Annotated in this window: 28 protein-coding genes, 1 tRNA gene and 2 pseudogenes; 18 read left to right on the forward strand and 13 right to left on the reverse strand. The window is 57.1% G+C overall.

Annotated elements, in window-relative coordinates; genetic code table 11:
- Positions 1 to 93 precede the first annotated feature (93 nt).
- Entirely contained in the window at positions 94 to 681 is a 588-nt protein-coding gene (locus tag BAR1_RS10660) for a TetR/AcrR family transcriptional regulator (protein WP_118943002.1), read from the reverse strand.
- Positions 682 to 778: 97 nt separating this feature from the next.
- Here BAR1_RS10660 and BAR1_RS10665 point away from each other — a divergent pair, with 97 nt between their 5' ends.
- The 6 genes from BAR1_RS10665 to BAR1_RS10690 all read left to right on the forward strand — a co-directional run bounded on the left by BAR1_RS10665 (position 779) and on the right by BAR1_RS10690 (position 6163).
- On the forward strand, positions 779 to 1072 hold the full coding sequence (locus BAR1_RS10665) for a hypothetical protein (RefSeq protein ID WP_118943003.1): 294 nt from the start codon (positions 779 to 781) through the stop codon (positions 1070 to 1072).
- A 344-nt stretch (positions 1073 to 1416) separates the two neighbouring features.
- Positions 1417 to 2703 carry a homoserine dehydrogenase gene (locus BAR1_RS10670; protein ID WP_118943004.1) on the forward strand — a complete coding sequence of 429 codons (1287 nt, stop codon included), beginning with the start codon at positions 1417 to 1419 and terminating at the stop codon, positions 2701 to 2703.
- Positions 2704 to 2721: 18 nt separating this feature from the next.
- Positions 2722 to 3687 (forward strand): class II fructose-bisphosphatase, encoded by a 966-nt coding sequence (gene glpX / locus BAR1_RS10675; protein ID WP_118943005.1) that lies wholly within the window; start codon positions 2722 to 2724, stop codon positions 3685 to 3687.
- 6 nt (positions 3688 to 3693) lie between these two features.
- On the forward strand, positions 3694 to 4257 hold the full coding sequence (locus BAR1_RS10680) for a cysteine hydrolase family protein (RefSeq protein WP_118943006.1): 564 nt from the start codon (positions 3694 to 3696) through the stop codon (positions 4255 to 4257).
- Positions 4254 to 5996: a single-stranded-DNA-specific exonuclease RecJ gene (recJ, locus tag BAR1_RS10685; RefSeq protein WP_118943007.1), complete on the forward strand. Its 1743-nt coding sequence runs from the start codon at positions 4254 to 4256 to the stop codon at positions 5994 to 5996. The genes BAR1_RS10680 and recJ overlap by 4 nt, the downstream gene beginning before the upstream one ends.
- Before the next feature lie 92 nt (positions 5997 to 6088).
- Positions 6089 to 6163: transfer RNA gene (locus tag BAR1_RS10690), tRNA-Glu, on the forward strand.
- Positions 6164 to 6307: 144 nt separating this feature from the next.
- On the opposite strand, the gene BAR1_RS17995 is transcribed toward BAR1_RS10690, so the two are convergent.
- From BAR1_RS17995 to BAR1_RS10700, 3 genes are all read right to left on the reverse strand, one after another.
- Positions 6308 to 6463: a hypothetical protein gene (locus tag BAR1_RS17995; protein ID WP_162891751.1), complete on the reverse strand. Its 156-nt coding sequence runs from the start codon at positions 6461 to 6463 to the stop codon at positions 6308 to 6310.
- 151 nt (positions 6464 to 6614) lie between these two features.
- On the reverse strand, positions 6615 to 7643 hold the full coding sequence (locus tag BAR1_RS10695) for a diguanylate cyclase domain-containing protein (protein WP_118944439.1): 1029 nt from the start codon (positions 7641 to 7643) through the stop codon (positions 6615 to 6617).
- On the reverse strand, positions 7643 to 8236 hold the full coding sequence (locus tag BAR1_RS10700; protein WP_118943008.1) for a heme NO-binding domain-containing protein: 594 nt from the start codon (positions 8234 to 8236) through the stop codon (positions 7643 to 7645). The genes BAR1_RS10695 and BAR1_RS10700 overlap by 1 nt, the downstream gene beginning before the upstream one ends.
- A gap of 185 nt (positions 8237 to 8421) precedes the next feature.
- Here BAR1_RS10700 and BAR1_RS10705 point away from each other — a divergent pair, with 185 nt between their 5' ends.
- Complete coding sequence (locus tag BAR1_RS10705) at positions 8422 to 8943, forward strand: hypothetical protein (RefSeq protein ID WP_118943009.1); 522 nt, start codon at positions 8422 to 8424, stop codon at positions 8941 to 8943.
- A gap of 7 nt (positions 8944 to 8950) precedes the next feature.
- On the opposite strand, the gene BAR1_RS10710 is transcribed toward BAR1_RS10705, so the two are convergent.
- A complete protein-coding gene (locus BAR1_RS10710; protein ID WP_118943010.1) occupies positions 8951 to 9637 on the reverse strand; it encodes an HAD family hydrolase in 687 nt (228 codons plus the stop codon).
- Between the two features lie 101 nt (positions 9638 to 9738).
- Between BAR1_RS10710 and BAR1_RS10715 the strand changes: the two genes are divergently transcribed.
- Positions 9739 to 10194 carry a MarR family winged helix-turn-helix transcriptional regulator gene (locus BAR1_RS10715; RefSeq protein ID WP_118943011.1) on the forward strand — a complete coding sequence of 152 codons (456 nt, stop codon included), beginning with the start codon at positions 9739 to 9741 and terminating at the stop codon, positions 10192 to 10194.
- Between the two features lie 16 nt (positions 10195 to 10210).
- The gene (locus BAR1_RS10720) at positions 10211 to 10756 is read left to right on the forward strand and encodes an SRPBCC family protein (RefSeq protein WP_118943012.1); all 546 of its coding nucleotides are present in this window, start codon (positions 10211 to 10213) and stop codon (positions 10754 to 10756) included.
- A gap of 120 nt (positions 10757 to 10876) precedes the next feature.
- Here BAR1_RS10720 and BAR1_RS10725 read toward each other — a convergent pair whose 3' ends face one another.
- Both BAR1_RS10725 and BAR1_RS10730 read right to left on the reverse strand, forming a co-directional pair.
- Entirely contained in the window at positions 10877 to 12604 is a 1728-nt protein-coding gene (locus BAR1_RS10725; protein WP_162891752.1) for a tetratricopeptide repeat-containing sulfotransferase family protein, read from the reverse strand.
- Positions 12605 to 12676: 72 nt separating this feature from the next.
- Complete coding sequence (locus BAR1_RS10730) at positions 12677 to 12955, reverse strand: DUF3572 domain-containing protein (protein ID WP_118943014.1); 279 nt, start codon at positions 12953 to 12955, stop codon at positions 12677 to 12679.
- A gap of 94 nt (positions 12956 to 13049) precedes the next feature.
- On the opposite strand from BAR1_RS10730, the gene BAR1_RS10735 reads away from it, so the two are divergent.
- A complete protein-coding gene (locus tag BAR1_RS10735) occupies positions 13050 to 14432 on the forward strand; it encodes a diguanylate cyclase (protein ID WP_118943015.1) in 1383 nt (460 codons plus the stop codon).
- A gap of 261 nt (positions 14433 to 14693) precedes the next feature.
- Here BAR1_RS10735 and BAR1_RS10740 read toward each other — a convergent pair whose 3' ends face one another.
- Together BAR1_RS10740 and BAR1_RS10745 are read right to left on the reverse strand one after the other, a co-directional pair.
- Entirely contained in the window at positions 14694 to 15380 is a 687-nt protein-coding gene (locus BAR1_RS10740; protein WP_118943016.1) for an NUDIX hydrolase, read from the reverse strand.
- 41 nt (positions 15381 to 15421) lie between these two features.
- Complete coding sequence (locus tag BAR1_RS10745; protein ID WP_118943017.1) at positions 15422 to 15814, reverse strand: DUF983 domain-containing protein; 393 nt, start codon at positions 15812 to 15814, stop codon at positions 15422 to 15424.
- A gap of 138 nt (positions 15815 to 15952) precedes the next feature.
- On the opposite strand from BAR1_RS10745, the gene BAR1_RS10750 reads away from it, so the two are divergent.
- The 5 genes from BAR1_RS10750 to BAR1_RS10770 are packed head-to-tail and all read left to right on the forward strand — an operon-like array spanning position 15953 to position 18188.
- Positions 15953 to 16402, forward strand: a complete 450-nt coding sequence (locus BAR1_RS10750) for an EF-hand domain-containing protein (RefSeq protein WP_162891753.1) — start codon at positions 15953 to 15955, stop codon at positions 16400 to 16402.
- Between the two features lie 45 nt (positions 16403 to 16447).
- Positions 16448 to 17035 (forward strand): RNA polymerase sigma factor, encoded by a 588-nt coding sequence (locus BAR1_RS10755; RefSeq protein ID WP_118943019.1) that lies wholly within the window; start codon positions 16448 to 16450, stop codon positions 17033 to 17035.
- Positions 17025 to 17372 (forward strand): hypothetical protein, encoded by a 348-nt coding sequence (locus tag BAR1_RS10760; protein WP_118943020.1) that lies wholly within the window; start codon positions 17025 to 17027, stop codon positions 17370 to 17372. Before BAR1_RS10755 ends, BAR1_RS10760 begins: the two co-directional genes overlap by 11 nt.
- 3 nt (positions 17373 to 17375) lie before the next feature.
- Positions 17376 to 17858: a periplasmic heavy metal sensor gene (locus BAR1_RS10765; protein WP_118943021.1), complete on the forward strand. Its 483-nt coding sequence runs from the start codon at positions 17376 to 17378 to the stop codon at positions 17856 to 17858.
- 42 nt (positions 17859 to 17900) lie between these two features.
- On the forward strand, positions 17901 to 18188 hold the full coding sequence (locus BAR1_RS10770) for a hypothetical protein (protein WP_118943022.1): 288 nt from the start codon (positions 17901 to 17903) through the stop codon (positions 18186 to 18188).
- A 553-nt stretch (positions 18189 to 18741) separates the two neighbouring features.
- On the opposite strand, the pseudogene BAR1_RS10780 reads toward BAR1_RS10770, so the two are convergent.
- Positions 18742 to 19044: pseudogene (locus BAR1_RS10780) on the reverse strand (RHS repeat-associated core domain-containing protein); the annotation flags it as partial.
- A gap of 121 nt (positions 19045 to 19165) precedes the next feature.
- On the opposite strand from BAR1_RS10780, the gene BAR1_RS18005 reads away from it, so the two are divergent.
- Positions 19166 to 19303 carry a hypothetical protein gene (locus BAR1_RS18005; RefSeq protein ID WP_162891754.1) on the forward strand — a complete coding sequence of 46 codons (138 nt, stop codon included), beginning with the start codon at positions 19166 to 19168 and terminating at the stop codon, positions 19301 to 19303.
- Between the two features lie 42 nt (positions 19304 to 19345).
- Here BAR1_RS18005 and BAR1_RS18010 read toward each other — a convergent pair whose 3' ends face one another.
- Both BAR1_RS18010 and BAR1_RS10790 read right to left on the reverse strand, forming a co-directional pair.
- The gene (locus BAR1_RS18010; protein WP_162891755.1) at positions 19346 to 19705 is read right to left on the reverse strand and encodes a hypothetical protein; all 360 of its coding nucleotides are present in this window, start codon (positions 19703 to 19705) and stop codon (positions 19346 to 19348) included.
- Positions 19683 to 20240, reverse strand: a complete 558-nt coding sequence (locus BAR1_RS10790) for a hypothetical protein (RefSeq protein ID WP_118943026.1) — start codon at positions 20238 to 20240, stop codon at positions 19683 to 19685. The genes BAR1_RS18010 and BAR1_RS10790 overlap by 23 nt, the downstream gene beginning before the upstream one ends.
- 61 nt (positions 20241 to 20301) lie before the next feature.
- Between BAR1_RS10790 and BAR1_RS10795 the strand changes: the two genes are divergently transcribed.
- Positions 20302 to 21474, forward strand: coding sequence for a 5'-methylthioadenosine/S-adenosylhomocysteine nucleosidase family protein (locus BAR1_RS10795; RefSeq protein ID WP_118943027.1), 1173 nt, complete (start codon positions 20302 to 20304; stop codon positions 21472 to 21474).
- 280 nt (positions 21475 to 21754) lie between these two features.
- Positions 21755 to 22243: pseudogene (locus BAR1_RS10800) on the forward strand (Tn3 family transposase); the annotation flags it as partial.
- A gap of 52 nt (positions 22244 to 22295) precedes the next feature.
- Here the strand turns inward: BAR1_RS10800 and BAR1_RS10805 are convergent.
- Positions 22296 to 22607 carry a contact-dependent growth inhibition system immunity protein gene (locus tag BAR1_RS10805; RefSeq protein WP_118943028.1) on the reverse strand — a complete coding sequence of 104 codons (312 nt, stop codon included), beginning with the start codon at positions 22605 to 22607 and terminating at the stop codon, positions 22296 to 22298.
- Positions 22608 to 22705 lie beyond the last annotated feature (98 nt).

Genomic DNA, 22705 nt, shown 5'->3' on the forward strand with positions numbered 1-22705 from the left:
TTCTTGATAAACATAATAAACTTTCTTCACTAAACCGGTTTAGTGGAAATATTATCCGCAGATAACCGACACCGGAAAAACCGTGCGGCTGCCCTATGCCGCCACGGCCTTGCGCGCCATATCCCAATATATCGCTTCCACCTTGTCCCGCGACAGCCGTCCGCCCTCGCGATACCAGGTGTTTACCCCGGTCAGCATGGCAATCAGTGCCATCATCGCCAGCTTGGTATCGGGCACGGCAAACACCCCCGCTTGCTGACCCTCCCGCAGGATAGATTCCAGCACGTCCTCGTATCGCTTGCGCAAGCCCTCGATCACCGCGAAATTCTCGTCCGACAGGTTACGCAATTCCATATAGGCGATGAACACCGCATCCGGCCGGTCCAGATGAAACCCGATGTGGAACCGCACAAAGGCCTCAAGCTGCTCCAGCGGCCCCCTGCCCTTTTCCTGTGCCTCCCACGCGGTCAGCAAATCCTGCATATGCCCCTGCATCAGATCAAACAGCAGGCTTTGCTTGTCCGGCGTGTAAAGATATAGCGCACCGGCCTGCACCCCGACTTCGGACGCGATCTGGCGCATGGAAACGGCGGCAAACCCGTGACGCGCAAACAGCTTTGACGCCGCTTGCCGCACCTTCGGGCCGGTGATCTGGGAATGTGAACCTGTTTTTCGTGCCATAGGCGATGTTTATCTGAACATGCGTTCATTTCAAAGCCCTGCTTGTGTCCCCCCTGCACAACACCCTATTATCAGGCAAACATTTCGGGAATCCCCTATGCTGCGTCTTTCACTTGCATTTACCTTTGTCGCCCTGCTGGGCGCATGCAGTGATTTCCCGCAACTGGATGATGCGGTTTCCCCTGCCGCCAAAATCGCACCCTACCCGTCGCTTATCCCTATAGATCAGGCGTTGACCAATGCGCAGGACGTGCAGATCACCGACGAATCCGTAAGCACCCTGAAAGGCCGGATGAACGGGTTGAAAAACCGCACCACCCGGGCCAAACGTCCGGTGATCGACACCGAAACCCGCAAGCGTTTGCAAGACGCCATAGATCGCCACAGTTAGGGCGTAGACCTATAAACCCTGCGCCACTGGCGGGATTGTCGCGAAATATCAACGGCTTGGGGCGCGCCGGAAATAGTGGCTCTATTTGCAAGCGGCCCGGGCCGTTGGGATGAAGCGACAATCCCGTCCTTTCGGATTTGGCGGATTTTCCCTGTGAGAATGGCTTAACTCGCTGATAATCAACCAGATTACGGCACTCGTTAAGCCATTCTCACAGACAAATTCTGCCAAACCAGTGGCGCAGGGTTTACAGGTCTACGCCCTAAGGCCACCTGCCGCGTTGCACCGCACCGCATTTGTCGCTACAGAATTCAGCAACACAAATTCAGCCGGAGATCCGCAACATGACAGACCCTTTACGCCTTGGAATTGCAGGTCTGGGCACCGTTGGCGCTGGCGTTGTTAAAATCGTGCGCCAAAAGGCCAATCTGCTGGCCGCCCGCACCGGCCGCCCCGTGGTGATCACCGCCGTTTCCGCCCGTTCGCGCGACAAGGACCGTGGCGTGAACCTGTCGCAATACGCATGGGAGGATGACCCCGTCGCATTGGCCAAACGCGATGATGTCGATGTTTTCGTGGAATTGATGGGCGGCGCGGACGGGCCAGCCAAGGCCGCCACCCAAGCCGCCATTGCCGCAGGCAAGGATGTGGTCACCGCCAACAAGGCGATGCTGGCGATCCACGGTCAGGAACTGGCCGAAGCCGCCGAGGCCGCAGGCCGCGTGATCCGTTTTGAAGCCGCCGTCGCTGGCGGTATTCCGGTGATCAAGGCCCTGACCGAAAGTCTGGCCGGCAATCAGGTGGAACGGGTGATGGGCGTGATGAACGGCACCTGCAACTATATCCTGACCCGTATGGAAAACGCCGGTCTGCCCTATGACGAGGTGTTCGAAGAGGCCAATCAGCTGGGCTACCTCGAGGCCGACCCGACGCTGGACGTCGGCGGTATTGATGCAGCCCACAAACTGGCGTTGCTGGCCTCGGTGGCTTACGGCACCAAAGTGGCCTTTGATGCTGTCGAAATCGAAGGGATCGAGCGCATCACCATCGAGGATATCGAACAGGCCGCCGATATGGGGTACCGCATCAAACTGCTGGGCGTGGCGCAGATGACCGGCCGCGGGCTGGAGCAGCGCATGTCGCCCTGCCTTGTTCCGGCCAGCAGCCCGCTGGGCCAGTTGGAAGGCGGCACCAATATGGTGGTGCTGGAAGGCGACCACGTTGGCCAGATCGTGCTGCGTGGCGCTGGCGCTGGCGAAGGCCCGACCGCCTCGGCCGTGATGTCCGATGTGCTGGATATTGCCCGTAACATTCGCGTGCCGACATTCGGTCAGCCGGCCACCACCCTTTCGGCAGCCAAACCCGCCAAATCCGCCGCCCCCGCGCCCTATTATCTGCGCATGACCCTGCACGACAAACCCGGCGCGCTGGCCAAAATAGCCACTGCCCTTGGCGAAGCAGGCGTATCGGTTGACCGCATGCGCCAATACGGCCACGAAGAATCTACAGCCCCCGTGCTGATTGTCACCCACAAAACAACCCGCGATGCGCTGGACAGCGCGATCCGCAGCTTTGCCGCCACCGGCGTGCTGGCCTCGGACCCCGTCGCGATCCGCATCGAAACAGTTTAGCCAACAGGACCCGAACCAATGACCAAACAATCCGAATTCCACGACCGTATGCTCTCGCTGGGTCTGGCCCGCGTTTCCGAAGCCGCCGCGCTTGCCTCGGCCAAACTGGTTGGCCACGGCGATGAAAAAGCCGCCGATCAGGCCGCTGTGGACGCCATGCGCACCCAGTTGAACATGCTGGACATCAACGGCGTGATCGTGATCGGCGAAGGCGAACGCGACGAAGCCCCGATGCTGTTCATCGGCGAGGAAGTGGGCACCGGCAACGGCCCCGGTGTCGACATCGCGCTGGACCCGCTCGAGGGCACAACCCTGACCGCCAAAGACATGCCCAACGCCCTGACCGTGATTGCGATGGGCCCGCGCGGCTCGATGCTGCACGCACCCGATGTTTACATGGACAAGCTGGCGATCGGCCCGGGTTACCCAACCGATGTGGTCACCCTTGATATGTCGCCCGCCGAACGTATTGCGGCCTTGGCCAAGGCCAGAGGCTGCGAGATGACAGACATCACCGTCTGCGTGCTGGAACGTCCCCGCCACGAGGATATGATTGACGAGCTGCGCACAACCGGCGCCGCCATCCGCCTGATCACCGATGGCGATGTGGCCGGTGTGATGCATTGCGCCGAACCGGAAATCACCGGCATCGACATTTACATGGGGTCCGGTGGCGCCCCCGAAGGCGTGCTGGCCGCCGCCGCGTTGAAATGTATGGGCGGGCAGATGTATGGCCGCCTGCTGTTTCGCAACGATGACGAACGGGGCCGTGCCGCCAAGGCCGGTATCACCGATCTGGACCGGATCTATTCCCGCGACGAACTGGTGACAAAGGACGTGATCTTTGCCGCCACCGGCGTCACCGACGGGTCCATCGTGCATGGCATCAAACGCGAACCCGGCTATCTGACCACCGAAACCATCCTGATGCGCAGCAAAACCGGATCCGTCCGGCGCATGTCGTACCGGATCAAAACGAAGTAGGGTAAAATGGCACAGGCACTGATCCTGATTGACATCCAGACGGGCTTTGACAGCCCGTTCTGGGGTGCGCGCAACAATCCGGAGGCCGAGGCCAATGCCGCCCTTTTGCTGCACCACTGGCGCGCCAAAGGGTGGCCCCTGTTCCACGTCCGTCATCTAAGCACCACCGCCGGAAGCCCGCTGGCCGATGGCGCACCGGGGGCCGCATTCAAACCCGAGGTGATGCCGCTGGAGGGCGAGCCGGTGATCAGCAAAAACGTCAACGCCGCCTTTATCGGCACCGACCTTGAGGAACGCCTGCACGGCGTATTTGCCACCGATCTTGTCATCTGCGGGCTGACCACCCCGCATTGCGTGTCCACCACCACCCGCATGGCCGCCAATCTGGGGTTCGGGGTGACACTGGCCCATGATGCCTGCGCGGCCTTTACCAATAATGCCGATATGTCATGGAAACCGGACGCCCCCGCGCTGACCGCCGCGCAAATCCATGACACGGCCATCGCCAACATCCACAGCGAATTCTGCACCGCACTGGACACAAAAACCATCCTTGGCACCCTCGCATGAGCGATTACCTTGGCGTCTCCTCCTCGCTGAACGGGCGCCGCTGGGTCGGCCCCACTGCTGATGACGACCGGCAGGCCGAAGCGATGAGCCAGCAAACCGCCCTGCCCTTGCCGCTGTGCCGCATCCTTGTACGGCGCGGGGTGGCACCGGAACAGGCTGAAACCTTCCTTGAGCCAACGCTCAAAGACCTGCTGCCCGACCCGCTGACGCTAAAGGATATGGGCCCCGCCGCCGCGCGTTTTCTAAAGGCGCTGCAATCGGATGAACGCATCGCCATCTTTGCCGATTACGACGTGGACGGCGGCACATCCGCCGCCCTGCTGCTGGATTACCTGCGCCGGACGGGGCGCGATGCCACCCTGTATATCCCCGACCGGATCAAGGAAGGCTACGGGCCGAATGTGCCCGCGATGGAAAAACTGGCACGGGATCATTCACTGATTGTCTGTGTCGATTGCGGCACCCTTTCGCATGAACCGATCGCAGCGGCCAAAGGGGCGGATGTGGTGGTGCTGGACCACCACCTGGGCGGCGAGATCTTGCCCCCTGCCGTGGCTGTGGTCAACCCGAACCGGCAGGACGAAAGTGGTGATTACGGCCAGTTGTGCGCCGCCGGTGTGGTGTTCCTGATGCTGGTCGAGGTAAACCGCCAGATGCGCAGCACCGGTAAATCCGGCCCCGACCTGATGGCAATGCTGGACCTTGTGGCGCTGGGAACGGTGGCCGATGTGGCCCCGCTGACCGGCGTGAACCGTGCGCTGGTGCGTCAGGGGCTAAAGGTGATGGCGCAACGCCAACGCATCGGCCTTGTGGCACTGGGCGATGTGGCGCGGATGAACAGCGCGCCAACCCCCTATCACCTTGGATTTTTGCTGGGGCCGCGCATCAATGCGGGCGGGCGGATCGGGCAGGCCGATCTGGGCGCGCGCCTGCTGGCCTGCACCGATATGGTTGAGGCCCGCGCGATGGCGGACCGGCTGGACCAGCTGAATTCCGAGCGCCGCGAGGTCGAGGCACAGGTGCGCGATGTCGCCATGGATCAGGCCGAGGCCCGCGGGCTGGACGCACCACTGGTCTGGGCGGCGGGCGAAGGCTGGCATCCAGGCGTAGTGGGCATCGTTGCCTCGCGCCTGAAAGAGGCGACCAACCGCCCCGCCATCGTGATCGGGCTGGACGGGGACGAGGGCAAAGGCTCGGGCCGCTCGATTTCCGGCGTCGATCTGGGCGCGTCGATCCAGCGACTGGTGGCCGAAGGGCTGTTGCTGAAAGGCGGCGGGCACAAAATGGCGGCGGGGCTGAGTGTGGCGCGCGACCAATTGGAACCGGCCATGGCGCGGCTGTCCGAATTGCTGGACAAACAGGGGGCAGGCGCGGCAGGCCCTGCGGACCTGAAACTGGATGGCATCCTGATGCCGGGGGCTGCCACGGTCGAGTTGATCGAACAACTGGACGGGGCTGGCCCGTTTGGCGCCGGCGCCCCTGCCCCGCGGTTTGCCTTTCCCGATGTGGAAATCAATTTTGCCAAACGGGTGGGTGACAGTCATCTGAAGGTGACATTCGGCGATGGTCTGGGGGCACGGATCGAGGCGATTGCCTTTGGTGCCTTTGACGGGCCGATGGGGGAGGCTCTGCTAAATCACGGCGGCGCGCGGTTCCATCTGGCCGGACGGCTGGAAATCAACACATGGGGCGGGCGGCAACGGGTGCAATTGCGGCTGGAGGATGCTGCGCGCGCCTGACCGGACACCCAGCGAATAAAATGCGCATTTAACGTAAAAACCCTCTTGCGCCTTGGCGCGACTTTGCCTAGATACGCCTCACGTCACGAAGTGGCCCGTTCGTCTATCGGTTAGGACGCCAGGTTTTCAACCTGGAAAGAGGGGTTCGATTCCCCTACGGGCTACCAGTGATGTATATCCCCAAAATTTCAATGCTGTTTTCAGGCCAATGGCCTTACCGTTTCTTTCGATTGCACAAAAATATAGGGCCGCCCTGCAGGCAGCCCTCTTCTCACTGGAATATGGTAAGGGTTAGAATACCAAAAAAACCCTTAATATTCGCAGTCAGGACATTCCGTATCAATCAACCAGCCGCCGGGTCCGGCAATTGTGTCTGGCAGGGCGAAAATCATTGCTTCGCGGATAACGAATACCGCCAAAAAGCTAAGCCCGATCTGATCAAATGTAATTTGTTGCAGCAAGTCCATAATACCCTCCGAATCTCTGTTGAAACAGTTTTGCCAAAGATTCAGGGCCTAAAAATGACTGAAACGGGCCGAAATATGTTCATTATTTCCCGAATAAGGCAAACCCGTGGCGAGCGAGGCAAAAACGCCACCACAACCTGGATACGTCATGTTATCCGGTCAAAGAAGGTGTCGTAACGTCAACCAGAGGGCCCTCCTGAGTCAGTTCCTCGGAAAAAACCGTATTGCACGCACGGCCTTTGTTTTTAGAGGCATATAACGCCAAATCGGCATTCATCAGGATCTTGTCAGCCGTCAACCCCTGATAGCCATCAGATATCGCCGTGCCGATACTTGCTGAAATCAGGCAAGATTGCCCGTTATATGAAATAGGTTCTTCCAACCGCTGGATAATTCTTGCCGCAATTTCATTCAATTTATCAATATCGGTCATCCGGTGAAAGACGAGCACAAATTCATCCCCGCCGATCCGCGCCACCAGATCTTCTGATCTGGTTTCTTCCAGTAATACTTTGGCAACCTCGTGCAGCACATGATCCCCCGCGGCATGGCCCAATGTGTCATTCACCCGTTTGAAATAATCCAGATCGACCTGCATCAGACCGAATTCTTCGTTTGCCTCGACAAAGTGGGTTAGAACATGATCCATCGCCCGCCGGTTTTTCAATCCGGTCAGCGTATCGGTAAAGGCCTGCTCCTCGGCGGCAACCTTGGCCCCTTGCAAGCGCGTGTTCAACTTGCGGGATTCAGCCATCGCCGCTGATTTTGCCTCGATCAGATACAGCATTTCCACCGCCAGATCGGTCCCGGAAAAATCACTGATGGTCAGATCATAGTCACGGATGGCATCCACAACAGAAATGCCGAACGACATGTTCAATAACACCCCGTCGCCCCCGTCAACAGATACCGCAACCGCCTTTAGCGATGTTTTGCGGTCGTTCCTGACCACCAGGTGCAGCTTTGCCCCCTGATGGGCTAGAATATCACCCACCGCCCCGACATCGCAGGGGCGGCGCACTGTAAAGCAGTCAAAAAACATCTGGCCCGTCAAATCCCGTCCGGGGAACATTTTGGTAACGGTCGCGCCGCATTGCCGGATTGTCCCGTCCGACGCCAGCAACAAATGCATCGGCAGCACCTGTGCCAGATCCGTTCTGGCAATACATATCTGTCCCATCATACCCCCACCGGTCCTGCCAGCCGGAAATCCCGCCCGTCTGAAAAGCGGCTTTGAACCAGTGTAATCGCAATTTCCTCGCATCCGGTTTCACCATCGATATCCTTTAGCAAAACCAGCGCGCCATAATCATCGGCCATGGCCCGCAACACCCCGCGCATGACCCGTCCGAAGCCTCTGGGGGGGCCTTTACAGACCAGCCGGAAATCATTCCCGTCCCGACCGCCATGCAGGGTCATCCTTGGCAGTTCCAGTTCCGACAGGGCCAGTTTTGCCCGCCCGTTCAGATCATCCAGCGAGTGCAGGAATTCGATATAGGTATCCCCGCCAAACCGCAGCAACCGGCGCAAGGATTCATTATTGGGGTTGGACACCAGATAGGTGCCCAGATCCTCGAGCAGGGTTTCGCGGGGTTTTGACAAACGGTCGGACGCCGCCATCAGCACTGCATAAGTCAGCCTGTCGTCATAATCGAGCATCGCCTCGAACCGGTCAAACGGCAGATTTGCACGGCTTACCACGTCCAGCCAGACGGTACTGCCATAGGTGTCGCGCAAAAAACACTCAAGCGAACGGTTGATCAACCCGTGCATTCATCTCATCCTTGTATTCCGGCCCCCTTCCTAGATCATGTTTATTAACAAACCTCAAAAGCCGGATATACTGCTGCAAATCAGACCGTTTGCCGGCAAATATCCACCCATGTTGACCCAGATCAATGTTACCGTTTAATTCCCGACATAAAAACTCAACTATAAAAAGTCAGGACCCACGCGCAATGCCCTTCGAAATTCCCTATGACTATGTCGTCATGCTGCACCTTATCTGCGCCATCTTCTTTCTGGGTGCAATCACAACCGAGGTGCTGGTTTTGGCCCCTTTACGCGGCGTTTTGACGGAAGATGAGTTCTGCCGGATCGAGTTCTTCATGTTCCGCCGTATCCGGCGCACCTATCCTCTGTTCCTGCTGCCTCTATACGGGTCCGGGTTCTGGATGTATGCGCATTACTACTCCGGCTCAGAGGGGTTGGGCGATTTTGTCTCGACCAGCTTTGGTTTGCTTTTGACAATCAAAATGACGTTGGCGCTGGGAATGTTCAGTATCTTCGCTTTGGCCCCGCATGTATTCATGCCCAAAGTCGGCGCAGGCAAGAACGCGTGGACCAAAGCCAAACACATGCTGATCGTGCTGGGGGGACCCGAGGATTTCCGCACCGACCGTTTTGACGGAATACATTATCTGGCCTTCGCGCTGGGTCTCGGGATTATCATTCTGGCTAAACTGATGTTTATTCTGTAGGCGGCCCCTACCCCAGCCACGCCGGCAAATGCCCGATGTCCGGCAGCACCACATCCGCATGCGGGGCCAGTTCGTCCTGTCCGGCAACACCGGTCAGCACCGCGACCGGCACCATGCCGGCCGCCCGTCCGGCCACCAGATCGTGCACCGAGTCCCCGACCATCGCAATGCGCTCACCGGCCATACCGATATGATCGGCAAAGGCCTGCATCATACCCGCCTCCGGTTTGCCGCCAAAGCCGCTGTCGGACCCGACGATGAAATCGAACATGCCGGAAATGCCCGAGGCCTCGAGATGCGCGCGCGCCGGAGCCTCGCCGTCATTGGTGGCCACGCCCAGCTTCAGCCCCCGCGCCTGCAATTCCAGCAACAGCGGGATCAGCGGAGTAGCCTCGACCATCGGCACCTGCGCGGCAGCGGCATTCAGGCGGTCGGTCAGGCTCTGCACCTTTTCACCGCCAAAGAACGGCAGCAAAGTGGCGGCAATATCGGGCGGGGTGTCGAAAATCACCATCGAGTCGGGCGCGAATGTGCCCGTGCGGATGTCATAGCCGATGGCATCGCCCATGCGAGCGGCCAGTTCCGCGTCGCCTCCGGCCTCGTCCAGCAGCAGGGTTTTGGCCCAGATGCCCCATGTGGCATAGAAATCGAACAGGGTTCCGTCCTTGTCGAACAATATTGCCTGAATATCCATAAATCCTGCGTCCCGTTTTGTCCCGCCTGCACCCTGCCCGCAGAGGCGCGGCTTGGCAACAGGAATTGACAGGGGCACACCGCTGGTTGACAGTGTCAACTATGGACATAGACACATCATACCGCCTGCACCGTTCACTGGGGTATCAACTGACCCTGACCGCGCGGATGCAGGAACGCCGGCTGGACGAGCAGTTGAAAACCATCGGCCTGACCCGGATCACATGGTGCATCCTGCTGGCGGTGCTGAACGAAGGCCTGCCCAACCCGTCCGACATTGCCCGCTTCGTCGGCATTGACCGCACCGCCACCTCGCGCGCCCTGCGCCTGATGGAGGCTGACGGCATGATCCGGCGCACCACCGGCAAAGGCGACGGACGCACCACATTGGTTGTGGTGACGGACAAAGGATATGACCTGCACCGGCAGGCCACACCGATGGCACGGGACAATGCGGAGCATTGGCAAGGCAAGCTGACCGATGCAGAAACACAGGAATTCTGCCGCCTGATGGGTAAGCTGCGTGAAGGCGAGGATGCGGCGCTGAAACGGCTGTAGAGGACCAGAAAGCCTGATGAGAAATACATTCAGCATTCAGATCCGGCAGCCCGTCGAAACTGTTTTTGATCTGGTGACCAATCCGAACCGTGTGCACGAATGGAGTGAATACGCCCGCCGTATCGAAATCCTTTCAAGAGGCCCATGGGGGGGATATAATCAGGCACGTTGGCTACTTGTCAGAGGAAATCTGGAAGTTGAAACTATCGAAACAGTGCTGGAATATGAAGCACCGTTCCTGTTTGCCAGCAAAACGCACATACTTCGTGCCACCCGCCATATCAACACGCAAGCACAGGACAGCCTCCCGCCTATTGATGAAATTTTATTTCCCGCAGAACACACCGTCGAAAAACGGTTTAACAATCAGCAGATGACCCTGCTTCTACAGTTGAACTTCATTCCCGAGGGCAAAAGCACGACAACCCTCAGGATGACAAGATCCAGCCATTTTGGATTTTTCGTCTCAACCGTAATGTGGTTTAGAGGGATGTTTATTAAACACCCGGATATCAAAACACTTGAAGCTATAAAAAAGGCAGCGGAAAGCAACTCTGGGTAAACAATGCATCTGCAATGATTTGGCCCGTGCATCTACGCCCTTATCCGCTGAATAAATCCCAACTGGCAAAACAGATCAAATATCCGGAAAGCGTGCCCCCATAACAAGAACCGCAAAGGATCAGCTGTCAAGTTCCGGCCACAGCCCATTATCAAGCCTGCCCATAAAGGGCTGCAATGGGTCCTTCAGCCGTTTCCATCCGCCGATAGAACGCCGGTGCACCCCTTCGCGCACCTGCCCGACACTGGCGGTGCGCACGGCCGAGGTATTGCGCTCGGGGTGGGCCATATCCTTGACCCAGTCAACACCGCAAAAATTGGCCAACTGGCGGCTGGCGGCATCAATATCGGCCACGATGTCCTCGTAGCGGATCGTCAGGATGCGGTCGGGGAACAGCGCCTGCCAGTGCTGCAAATACTGCTGGTGCATATTGGCGACCTGCGCCATGGCCTCCAGATCAAAGGTGTATCCCATCGCGGGCCGCGGGAAATAGGCCCGCCACATCGACAAGGCCACATCGCGCGGGTCACGTTGCAGCCAGACAAACCGGGCCTGTGGCAGGGCGCTGGCCAGAAACCCGACATAGCGGTAATTGGCCGGCATCTTGTCAACAAAGGCGCTGGCAGTTTCGGGAAGGTCCGGCAGGGATTGCCTATAGTCCGCCGCAAACCCGTCCGGATCAAACCCCTGTCCGCCTTGCAATACAGCTTCGACCAAACGCCCCGCCGTGGCCAGTTCACCAAAACCGGCAACCTTCGGGTGCGAGGTTAATATCTGTTCCGTCAGGGTGGTGCCGGAACGGGGCTGGCCGATCACAAAGACAGGTGTGGGTCCGTCCGCAGGTTTGGCGATTACAGGGGCTGTATCCTGCGGGAACAGCGCCAGTATATCCGCCATCTCTTGAGTCTCGCGGGCCATATCGAAGGGATGCTGGCGCACGTACTGCCCGTTCGCCGCCTTCAGCGCCCATGCGGCAGCCGGAATATCACCGGCCTGCCAGTGGATCACCGACAGGGCAAAGTTCAGCGGGATCCGCTCCGGCGCGTTGTTGGGCATCTTCGCCAGGGCCTTTTCGGCCAATGGCAACAGGGCGGCGTTTTCTTCAGCCGTCTGTATCTGCGCCAACTGGTGTATGGCATCCCCCTGCGCAGGATAGTCCGCCAGCAACGTATGCAACACCGCCTTGGCCTGTTCCCGACGCCCCAATTCGTTCAACTGGGACGCATACCGCTGTAATGATACCAGATGCGACGGGTTGATCTGCAAGGCCCGCTCGAGCGCCGCCAAACCTTCTTCCTCGCGGTTCAGCCGCGACAATGGCAGGCTGAGATTGGCAAGGGTTTCCGGATTGTCGGGGGCAATCGCCAATGAGGCCTCATAGGCCGCCACCGCGTCCGCATCACGGCCCGTTTCGCTGTAAATCACCCCCCGCAGGTTATGCGCCTTGGCGTGGGACGGGTTTGCCTCCAATGCCCTGGACAAAGCCTCGAGTGCGGCATCACCGTTACCGGATCGCATCTGCGACATGGCCAGCTGGTAATACAATTCGGACGGATCCGCCCGTTTGGCCAACAGCTTGCCAATCAGCGCTTGCGCCTTTTCGTGCTGGTCAGACATCACCAGCGCCTGCACCAGATTGTTCTGGTAATTCTGATCCTTAGGCGCCATGCGCAGCGCCTTGTTGAAAAACAGGGCAGCCTCGCGTTCGTTTCCGGATTGTGCCAGCGCCATGCCGGTCAGATTGGCAAAATACGGCTCTTTGGGGAATTTCTTGTGCGCGGTTTTCGCGCCTTTGACCGCGCGGGCCAAATCACCGGCCTGCAATTGCGCCATTATCTTATCTGCCAAAGCTTTAGCATTGGTCGCCATGTTCTGCCCTGCCTGTGTTTTTGGTTGGGGCAATATAGGCGCAGGACCGGCTTAGGTCCAGTTCACATCGGCCCCGCCGGGCAAGGCCTGCCGCGCCCGCATCAGGGTGTCATAAGGCAGGCCTTCGCCATCGCAATAGGCCATCACCCAGGCATCATCCATCATCACGAAATCCAGAACCGAGCCAAGAAACTCTGATTCTCCGGCCCGCGCGCGAAGGTCGGATTCACTGGCACCGGTGGCCCCCAGAAACACCGGTAGCAACTCTTCGTTGCCAACCAGCCAGATCAACACACTCAATGCGCGAACTTCCGCTTGTTTTTTGTCCATTTCATACTCTGTCACTGCTTTGGAAACTATTTGTTAACCTATCTGACCAAAAACTAAATCAGAACAGGAAAATCAGTTAACAAGTGAGAGCGAAATGGCGGGACGTATCCTGATTGCAGACGACGTTGCAACAAATCGCATCGTCATGAAAGTGAACCTTATGGAGGCCTGTTACGAGGTTTCCCAGGCCGCAGGCGGGGCCGAAACCATTGCGCGTGCCCGCAAGGAATCTCCTGATCTGATCCTGCTTGACCTGATGATGCCCGATATGGACGGGATCGAAGTTTGCAAAACCCTGAAAAGCGATCCACTCACCGCCGGTATCCCGATCATCGTGGTCACCGCAAAACACGACAGCCCCTCGCGGCTGGAAGCCCTGCGCGCCGGGGCAGATGATTTCATGACAAAACCGCTGGATGAACAGATCCTGCTTGCCCGTGTGCGCAGTCTGCTGCGTGCCCGCGATACGGCCGAGGAATTGCGCCTGCGGGACAACACCAGCCGCGCGTTGGGCTTTGCCGAGGACGCCGATGCCTTTGACCAACCGGCGACGGTTGCCCTTATCGCCGGCCAGTATGACAAAGCCCTGAAATGGAAAAATGCCCTTTCCGGTAAACTCGCCGATAATATTGTGGTGTTCACCAAGGAAACCGCCCTGCTCAGCAGCCATGGCACCCGTGCACCGGATGTCTATATTATCGCATGTGATCTGACCAAACCCGACGAGGGCCTGCGCCTGATGTCGGAATTGCGAAGCCGCCCGAACACACGCCACAGCGCCATCCTGATGGTGATCCCGCAGGAGGCCCCCGAAAAGGCATCAACCGCGCTGGACCTTGGCGCAAACGATTTGATGCCGGACGGATTCGACCCCGAGGAAATGGCCCTGCGCCTGAAAACCCAGATCCGGCGCAAACGGCAGGCGGATCGTTTGCGCGAAACCGTGCACGATGGATTGCGCATGGCTGTGATTGATCCGCTGACGGGGCTGTACAACCGCCGCTATGCCGAACCGCATCTGTTGCGGATTGCCCAGCGGGCCAAGGAAACGGGGCGCCCTTTTGCAGTGATGGTGCTGGATCTGGACCGGTTCAAGAATATCAACGACACCTACGGCCACAGCGCCGGCGATGTGGTTTTGAAAGAGATCGCCAACCGGATCAAGGACAACCTGCGCGGCGTCGATATGGTGGCTCGTATCGGCGGCGAGGAATTTCTGGTGGCGATGCCCGACACCCAGCTGGATCAGGCCCGCCATGCCGCTGAACGCCTGTGCCGCATTGTTGATGAAACACCGGTGCAGACGGATAACGGCAACACCGTGATACCGGTTTCCATGTCGATCGGGGTTGCCATGGGTGGTCTGCACGATGACGCCCGCAGCGTCGAGCATTTGCTCGAACTGGCCGACCGTGCGCTTTATGCCGCCAAATCGGACGGGCGCAATCAGGTCACGATCAGCCTGTCTGCAGCCTAGGGCATAGACCTATAAACCCTACGCCACTGGCGGGATTGTCGCAAAATATCAACGACTTGGGGTGCGCCGGAAATAGTGGTTCTATTTCCAAGCGGCCCAAGTCGTTGAGATGAAGCGACAATCCCGTCCTTCGGATTTGGCAGATTTTCCCCGTGAGAACAGCTTAACTCTCTGATAATCAACCAGATTACGGCACTCGTTAAGCTATCCTCACAGACAAAATCTGCCAAACCTGTGGTGCAGGGTTTATAGGTCTATGCCCTAGAGCCGCGCGCCGCCCAACCGCAAAAACAGGCTTTCCTCGTCATCATTGCGAAAAAACGGCACCGTGTCGGGGGTTTCCCCGTTGCGGATCAGGTTTGTGACCTCGGCCATCACCACCTGCGTGATAAAGGGCAGATCAAAATGGCGCACATCGTCCAGCCTAATCCATTGCAGATGTGATAGCTCGTCACAGGCGTGGGTGAAATCATCCACATCACCGCAAACCTGCCGGGCCGCATCCACCATGAAGAAGCGCGCATCAAACCGGCGCGGGCGCCCCGGCGGGGTGATGGCGCGAAACACAAAGGTCAGACCGGCCGCCGAAGGCAGATAGCCGGCGGCGGCAAAGCTGGCCCAATCCGCTGGCGGCGGTGTTGGCCATGTGCCGGCCTCGCCCAGTATCAGGCCGGTTTCCTCCCAGACCTCGCGAATGGCGGCGGTGGCCAGTGCGGGGATCAGGGCGGGGTCGGTCTCGTGCGACAACTGCGCGATACAGCGATCCTGCAGAGAGGTGGCCAGCGGGATGTCGGCATCACCCGTATCCACGGCCCCGCCGGGAAAGACGAATTTATTGGGCATAAAGGCGGCTTTGGCCCCGCGTTGCCCCATCAGGATACGCGGGTCATGCTGCGTATCCCGCACCATGATCACGGTTGCCGCGTTGCGAATTGCTGTCTTGTCCATTGGCCGCCCTTTATAATGTCTTTGCTCGGGCGTAAGAAGGGTCAGGCGGTGTCTTCGCCAAACCCGTGCATGCGTTTGGCCCATTGGATGGCCACGATCACGCCCTTCAGTCTGGGCAGAAGGTAAAGCGAAAGCGCGACACAGCCAACCGTGAATATTGTCGCCAGCACGATTGGTTCCGGACGGTATTTAACGAACGCAATCAGGATCAGCGGTGCCATCAGATGGCCAACAAACAGAATGGTCAGGTAGGCCGGCCCGTCATCGGCGCGGTGATGATGCAGGGGTTCATCGCAAACCGCACAGGTATCACGCACTTTCAAATAGCCCGAAAGCAACGGGCCTGACCCGCAATTGGGACATTTGCGACGCCAGCCGCGAAACATCGCGGGGCGCACGGGGCGGTCTTGTCCGCCATCGGTGGGGGTGGTCATCACGTCTGCCTTTCCTGTTCGCCCGATCTGTTTAGCGCAAATTCAAAACGGGTGCAGTATTTCTTTGCCGCTCCGCGACGGAAAACCGCAATGCCTGCGTTTAACCTTGTGATGATGGTTGAACGAATGGAGAATGACATGAACAAAGCATATTGGATCGCAGGCCTTGTAGCGGCCGGTTTGGGGATCGCAGGCATTGCCCAGGCCAACCCCGGCGGCATCGGGCGGCTCAGTTTCGAGCAACTGGACACCAATGGCGATGGCCGCCTGACCAGGGATGAAATGGCCGCCCGCGGACAGGCCCGTTTTGCCAAGGCGGATGCGAATGGCGACGGCATGCTGACAGCAGACGAGATGATGGCACAGGGCCGCGCAAGAATGGAACAGCGCATCAATCTGATGATCAAGAACCGCGATGCCAACGGTGACGGCATGCTCAGTCTGGAAGAAATGCGCGCCAACAATGTGGGTGATCGCCTGTTTGCGCGGGTCGATACCGATGGCGACGGCGCCGTAACGGCCGAAGAATTCGCCTCCGCCAAGGCCAAGTGGCGCATGCACCGCGCTGGCAAACCGGCGACCGAGTAACCGCGATATTGCCGCAAGCAGGGTTTAGCGTTAGGCAACAGGACAATGACCATGCCCTTTGACGCCATGAACGATGTGCCGGACGATGCCCTGCTTGTGCTCTATGCCAACGGGGACGCGGGCGCGGCGCGGGCGCTGACCATGCGGCTGACGCCGATGGTTCTGGGCTATGCCGCACGCCTGCTGAACGATGCAGCCGAGGCCGAGGATGTGGCGCAAGAGGCCATGTTGCGCCTGTGGAAGATCGCGCCGGAATGGCGACAGGGCGAGGCCAAAGTCACAACCTGGCTCTACCGTGTGGTCAGCAACCTGTGCACCGATCGCTTGCGCAGGAAACGCGGTGTGGCACTCGAGGCCGTGCCTGAACCTGTGGATGATCGGCCCTCGGCACCCGACGCGATGATCGAGGCCGAGCGGGCAGCGGCCCTGCAACAGGCATTGGCCACCCTGCCCGAACGCCAGCGGCAAGCGGTGGTGCTGCGCCATATCGAGGGGGCGACAAACCCCGAGATCGCGCAGATATTGGAAATCAGCGTCGAGGCGGTCGAAAGTCTGACCGCCCGGGGCAAACGCGCATTGGCCGCCGCATTGGCCGGACGACGCGCAGAATTGGGGTATCAGGATGACAGATAAACATGACGAATTCGGGCTGAACGCCTATTTCGATGCGGGGCGCAAGGCAGCACAGATGCCTTCGGGCGATCTGATGGCCCGCGTGCTGGCCGATGCCGAGGCGCAGCAAATGGCGAATGTCCCTGCCCCCGCCGCACAACCCGGCCTGTTTGCCAGCCTGTGGACCGCGATTGGCGGCTGGCCGACGGTGGCGGGCATGGCCACGGCAACGCTGGTGGGGATCTGGATCGGTATCAGCCCGCCGGCCCCGCTGGAAGAAATCATGGCGGGCAACACGCTTGACACCTATCTGGTTGACCTTCTGCCCGCCTTTGGCGATGATTTCGTGGAAGGATAAGACATGGCCGACGTGGAAAACAAAGTTTCGACCGGCCGCTGGATCAAGGTTTTGCTGGCAGTCTCGCTGGGGCTGAACATGCTGGTTCTGGGTGCGATCGGCGCACGGCTATACACCCACCGCGGGGATGCTTTGCAGCCGCATAACATGCGCGAAGCCAGCTATGGCCCCTATTCCCGCGCCCTCGCCCCGCAAGATCGTAAAATGATCGGCCAGGCCCTGCGGCGCGAGGTCGGATCGCTGCGGGAAAACCTGCCACAGATCAGGGAAACCTTTCAGGCCCTGATCCTTGCGCTACAAGCCGATGAATACGACCGCGATGCCGTGCACGGGCTGATTGCCGAGCAACAAAACCTGATGCTGAAGCGCCAGCAGGTCGGGCAAAGACTTCTGCTGGAGCGTCTGGACACCATGACTCCGGAAGAACGCCGCGCCTTTGCCAAACGCCTGCAACGCACCCTCCGCCACCCGCCCCGCACCCCGTAGGGCGGGGTTCACCCCGCCACGCCTTTCGGATCAGGGCGGCGATTGCTGCCTGTGTGGGATTTCCTGCGGGTGACGGGGGCAGGACAAGAGCGGCTGGCAGAGTTGCAGGCCATTGCCACCGTCCATTCCGGCCGCCACGGCATCGCGCCGGATGTGGCACCGGCTAGGGTGTTGGCGCTGCTGGAGCGGGCCGAGCTGCCGCCGACATGGCTGTCCCCGCCCTCGGGCGTCAACTATGCGGTGGGGTTACGAGAGGGGACAGACGCGCGCCGGATCGGGGTGGTGCATGTGGGGCAAGGTGTGGGGGACGGGAGGGTTTTGGGGGAGTAAACATGATTGTTCAAATTGCTAAACAATAGAATTTACTATACCGGATTAATCATCGGGTTTTCTTGTTAGCAAGTATCTTAGGATGCTCATCGCTGGACAAAGAGCCGTAAATCTGAGGTACGTCAAATAGTCAATTAACGCTGGTTTCAGAAACGGGTTAGATGATTCAATACTATAGGCATAAAACCAGTACGAACCAACGAGCGACAATAAAATAAAAACACTATGGGCCACAAAGAATTGCCAGAAGGTTTTCCAATGTAATAGTAATGCCATTACCCACAGCAATGCTCCTGATACATCTGCCATCGCCCCAACTGATCCAGCGACTCGGAATGCTGTCTGAAGATTGTGCCGATATGAAAATGCTACTATGAAAAAAGCAAAGCATAGTAAGTAGAACAAAAGTATCAGATACTTTTGATTTTCACGATCGATAATCTTCTTGATTGCCCTCATCGTGCCCACCATCCTTTTCTTTACTCATAGAATCGAGTGCCTTACCAATAGCGCCGCCTTTTAGCCGCATCAATTAAATCCCCGATTATACCTCCTAATACCTTTCCTTTTCGGGCCAGCCCTCCCGCTGCACCAGCAATAGATTCCCCGCTGGGTAATTTCCCGGCAATCCCGCCAGCAATTGCACCTGAGAGAGAAAACCTCCAATTGCTGCACCAAGAAACCCAAAGTTGCCATTCGGGTCCAGATTATTCACCGGATCACTAAAACTATACGCATACCTGTTCGTCCCGACCCCCGCCTTGGTCACTTCAAACCAGTCCGGCTGGATGAACATCCCCAGCCTCGGGTCATAATACCGCGCGTTCAGGTATTGCAGGCCGGCGTCCGCGTCGAACCGTTCGCCCGTCGCCGTGGCAGGGGTTTGATGAAATCAAGCCCCGAGAGCGGGATGAACCCCTTGGTCTCGGGCGGGGTCAGGCTGACTGCGAACTCCACCGCTTCGCCGAAGGGGCGCGTTGCCGCCGACATGGCTGTCCCCGCCCTCGGGCGTCAACTATGCGGTGGGGTTACGCGAGGGCACAGACGCGCGCCGGATCGGGGTGGTGCATCTGGGGCAAGGCGTGGGGGACGGGAGGGTTTTGGGAGTGGATTGACCAAATTACTCAAACACTGAAGATTGGACACTATCAGAATTTTCAAGTTAATATGTCTTTATAATCAACCACCCACACTTTAAAAACATACTCCATAGGGCTTTCAATGGCTTGTTCCAATCTATGTATAACCAGTTTTGTGATTCTCCCAACATCGTGGTGACTATCCCAATCATCATCACCGTTTTTGCTCAATCCCAGTACCGCATACTCAAAATCAGGCGTTTGCATTCCTTCATCATCTAATCTGGCAGCTTCCATATGAGTTATAACAAATCCTCTTTTTTGAAGATCAGGTAAAGACAACAAAACCGTTTCAGGAGAAACATTGCTTGATCCCCTAGGCGACATTAAATCCTGAATGAAAGAAGAAATATCCTTACTGGTCTGAACTGTCATCATTTTCACTTTCTAATTGATCATCAAACTCTGGTGTCTTCTGCTTGGAATTATTGCGATCATTGACCTGTATCACTTTTCCTGTTTTCGTATTTGTGACAGCCCAATCGCCATTTGGCCCAACTGTGACGGTTGTTCCTTCCCGTGCCTCGCCAGTGGAGTTATCGTGTCTAGCGCCTGGTCCCTGTGCTGCTGGCTCATTTAAAATACCATCTACTGACTCTGGCGTGTGCCCTTTGCCGTCAATATAACCCTCCCCAGTTTGATTACCATGGTTTCCAATTACGTTTCCATCCGGTGTGATGAAGGAACCGTCGTCCTGTAGCCCCCCACTATTGTGCCCAATTCCAGGTTGGGAACTTTCAGAGGACAGAACATTACCGATACCAGCAATTAATTCACTGAATGGCCCAGTACCATTAACTTCACCATCATCTAGGAGGTATTCAGCATAATTAATTGCTACAACCGCAGCTATAGCAATAAGTGCGGCGGCATCATCCGCAATTGCAATATTCCCCCCCCGGATCACTCGCATTCACCGGATCATTAAAACTATACTTATTGTTGACGATGACCAAAACAAGGTCCGAGAGATTTTGAAAGTCTTTTCTAAAGCAGGCATTTCAGAAGACGCTATTGATACCTCAGGGTGTGTCGTCGGTGCTGTGGAGCTACTTAAAACACACAAATATGGACTATTAGTCTTAGATCTAGTTCTGCCCACTAGGCTGTCAGATGAACCAAGTGAAACTGGAGGTAGCAGGCTTCTCACTGAACTCGACAGAAATGAGGGGCTGAACCGCCCTGAGCACATTGTTGGTCTGACGGTTAGCTCAGAAGCGCTTTCGAAGGCGGAACCTGAGTTCAGCCGAGGGCTTTGGAGTATTGCAAGATACGGTCCAGATGCGATTGAGTGGAAAGAAACGCTTACGGAGAAGGCCCGATATCTATTGGCACGTAACGCCACAGATGAAGCAGAGGTAATAACCGAATGTGACGTTCTCTTCATATGCGCACTAGCCCGACCAGAACTAAGCCAACTCAAAATCGCGATATCGTCAAAATTTGAAGAACTTCAAGTCGTTGGGGATCATGCGCGGTACTTTAAGGCAGAGGTAGAGATCAGTACGGGGAAATCTGGTCGGATTGTCGCCTGTTCAGCTCCCTCGATGGGTTTGACTGCCGCGGCCGCGTTAGCCACAAAGGCATGTGCTCATTTCAAGCCAAAAATCGTTGTTATGAGCGGGATTTGTGCCGGAAGAAAAGGAGAAGTTCAGTTCGGTGAGTGCATTGTCGCATCAACGACGTGGGACTATGGAAGTGGTAAATTCATCGGATCTGAAATGGGAGTTCAATTTTTTGCAAATCCATATCAGCTGCCCATAGATCCTCGTGCTCAATCAGCCGCAGAAGCGGTACTCGGCGACCAAGCGGGTCTTGATAGAATTCATGATAGTTTTCAGGGTGCAAAGCCAGACAACAGGCTTAGAGGAACTCTGGCACCGTTGGCGAGCGGTGCGGCCGTCCAAGCGAACGGAGAGTTTTTCGAAGCGCTTGCGCAAAAGCAAGTGAGAAAAGTTGCTGGTATTGACATGGAGGCATTTGCTGTCTGTTGGGCGGCCCGAGAAGCTACAGAGCCCAAGCCAATCTGCATAATCGTGAAGAGTGTAGCTGATTTCGCTGACGAAGAGAAAGCGGATGGAATTCAAGAGTATTGTTCGTTCACCAGCGCAGCAATTGCTCTCGATATAGCTCGGCGTCTACTCTAGGTGTTCAGTTTTCTGGGACAGGGTTTGGCGGGCAAAAATTTTTAGCGCTGTGGTCGATGTGGTGTACGGCTCCCGAGCGGTGAGTCTCAAAATAGGAGTTGCATTTTTAACGAACCTCGCATAGTGCGCCAGCATTATTGATTGTGTCAACAAAGTAGAAATGTCACGGATCGTGCAAAGTAGGCCTAATCGGCCCGAAGCTGCATATTTGGCCAGTTGAAAGTACAAAAGTAGAACAAATGTAATCTGGTTCTTATTTCTGCTATGTTCATTGCAGTGCCTGGCCAACTGGCCAGATATTTTGCGCAGTGTTGCCACAATGGTGGCGGGGATCATGCCACCCAGCCAACTCCTGAAGAAGTTTGCCGCCCATCCACGACAACATGATCTGGCTATCGCCCTTCGTGAAATCGGACGGGTCGAACGGACGCTTTTTATCATCGATTGGTTGCTGGACGCAGACATGCAACGCCGCGCCCAGATTGGCCTCAACAAAGGTGAATCCCATCATGCCTTAAAGAATGCGCTCAGGATCGGACGTCAGGGCGAAATACGAGATCGCACCGCCGAGGGCCAACATTATCGCATGGCTGGGCTAAATCTCCTGGCCGCCATCATTATTTACTGGAACACAGATCAGCTTGGCAAAGCCGTTGCGCAGCGAAAACGTGCAGGGTTGGATTGTTCTCCAGACCTCTTGGCGCACATCTCGCCCCTCGGGTGGGCCCATATTCTCATCACGGGCGAATATAGGTGGCAAAAACAGTGAAATAGCGGCTTAACGAAGGATTTAGCACTCAGCCGGAGCAGACCCCGATAAGTTAAGTGCATTTTGATAGATTTATCCGCAGTAAATTGAGCAACCTGTTAAGCCACTCAACACCAGAATGCCCATCTTCTTGATACCTGTACGCACATCCTACTTGTTGCAAAAAGATATCTGCGGCCTTCGCGTCGAAACTCAACTCATTCAGCTTTTCCTCAAAGCAGGTAACAACTTTTTGCACATGCGCTATACTTTCGCCTTCGACAAACGATGCAATGACCTCTCCATCGTCGTCTCCATCAAGATCCCAATCTTGATGGAAATAACCTGCAATAAACTGTTCAACGGTGCCAAATTTCTCAATCATGGTGTCGGATATCCTGTAAGGGGTCGAGTCCGGTAGAGGGCTGAATAGTATCACAAGAAACTAACCAATTGTTTTCATAGAAACTTCCTGAGTTAAAA

Origin of the sequence: Profundibacter amoris, from assembly GCF_003544895.1 — a bacterium.
GTDB lineage: Bacteria > Pseudomonadota > Alphaproteobacteria > Rhodobacterales > Rhodobacteraceae > Profundibacter > Profundibacter amoris.